This is a genomic window from Pseudomonas aegrilactucae, assembly GCF_019168305.1.
Lineage (GTDB): Bacteria > Pseudomonadota > Gammaproteobacteria > Pseudomonadales > Pseudomonadaceae > Aquipseudomonas > Aquipseudomonas aegrilactucae.
Genome location: NZ_JAHTBI010000125.1, coordinates 1 through 1,941, shown reverse-complemented (window position 1 = coordinate 1,941; position 1,941 = coordinate 1). Strand labels below are relative to the sequence as shown.

Below are 1,941 nucleotides of genomic sequence, written 5' to 3'. Positions count from 1 at the left end.
ACTGGAGCAGCGCATCGCTGGCATCTGGCAGCAGATGCTCAACTGCGAACACATCGGTTTGAACGATGATTTCTTCGAGTTGGGCGGACACTCGCTGCTGGCCACCCAGGTAATTTCGCGGGTACGCCAGGTACTGGGCTTCGATGTGGCATTGCGCACGCTGTTCGAGCACAGTCGCCTGGCAGATTTCGTTGCAACATTGAATCAGTTGAAACGAATCGATGAGCCACCATTGATACCCGTCGAGCGTAACGTGCCGTTACCGCTGTCCTATGCGCAGGAACGCCAATGGTTCCTGTGGCAGTTGGACCCGCAGAGCAGTGCCTATCATTTACCCGCGGCCCTGCGCCTGCGCGGCTATTTAGACCTGCAGGCACTGCAACGTAGCTTCGACACGCTGCTGGCTCGTCATGAAAGCCTGCGAACACTCTTCACTCAAGCAGATGACCAGCTACACCAAGTCGTTACCCACCAGCGAATCATGCTCATCGAACAGGAAGTCTTAACTCATCAGGAAGACCAAGCAGCGCAAATAGGCACGTTTGTCGAAACAGAGATCAATCGCTTATTCGCATTGGACCAAGGGCCATTGTTGCGGGTGAAGTTGCTGCAATTAGCAGCAGAAGACCATGTGCTGATCATGACCCAACATCATATTATTTCCGATGCATGGTCGATGCAGGTGATGGTCGACGAATTGATCAGCTTGTACAGCGGTTACAGCTCAGGTCACGAAGCAGCTCTACCCGTACTACCCATTCAGTATGCAGATTACGCGCTGTGGCAACGCGAATGGATGGAGGCTGGTGAGCGGGATCGCCAACTGAACTACTGGCTTGAGCAACTGAGCGGCGAACACTCCGTTATGCCTTTGCCGACAGACCGCACCAGGCCGGCAGAACAGAGTTTCCGAGGGGCTCATCTCGCGCTCACGCTCGATCAACCACTGGCGCTGAACCTCAAAAAACTTGCACAACAGCGCGGTATCACACCCTTCATGCTGTTGATGGCCTCGTTCCAAGTGCTGCTGCATCGATATAACGGGCAACGCGAAATTCGTGTAGGCGTGCCCGTTGCCAACCGAAATCGTATGGAAACGGAGCGTCTGATCGGCTTTTTCGTCAATACCTTGGTGCTCAAATCCGAGATAGAAAGTCAGCACACTGTTGCCACGCTGTTCGATCAGGTTCGAAACATTACTTTGCAGGCTCAAGCCCATCAGGACCTTCCTTTCGAACAGCTGGTTGAAGCACTGCAGCCCGAACGCAGCCTGAGCCACAATCCGTTGTTTCAAGTCATGTTCAGCCACCAGGGCGAGACGCGTGGCGTACAACGGCAAAGAGCACTACCAAACTTGGACGTAGAGTTCTTGGCCTGGGACAAGCAGACAGCGCAGTTCGATCTGATGCTGCATACAAGTGAAAGCGCCGAAGGCTTCTCAGCAGTATTTACTTATGCCACCGACCTGTTCGAGGCCACCACCATCGAGCGCCTCGCCCTGCACTGGCAGAACCTGCTACGGGCCATTGCCACTGACCCACAACAGCGGATCAGCGAGCTGCCCTTGCTGGATACCCGCGAGCAGCAGGCCAATATTCAGCAGTGGAACCCGGCACCCGCGCAGTTCACCAGCCAGCGATGCATCCATGAGCTGATCGAAGCCCAGGCTGCCCGTGCACCGGATACCATCGCGCTGACACTGGGTGACACATGGCTCAGTTATGCCGAGCTGAACACGCGTGCCAACCAACTGGCCCACGCCCTGATCGCCCAGGGCATCGGCGCTGAAGTGCTGGTCGGCCTGGCCTGCGAGCGCAGCCTGGAGATGATTGTCGGCCTGCTGGCGATCCTCAAGGCCGGCGGTGCGTATGTGCCGCTCGACCCGGCGTATCCCGAGGATCGCCTGGCCTACATGATCGAAGACAGCGGCCTGAGCGTCGT

General features: G+C 56.5%; 1 protein-coding gene. It reads left to right on the top strand.

Annotated elements, in window-relative coordinates:
- The coding region (locus KUO17_RS25445; RefSeq protein ID WP_217978323.1) for a condensation domain-containing protein at positions 1-1,941 on the top strand (1,941 nt) is incomplete at both ends.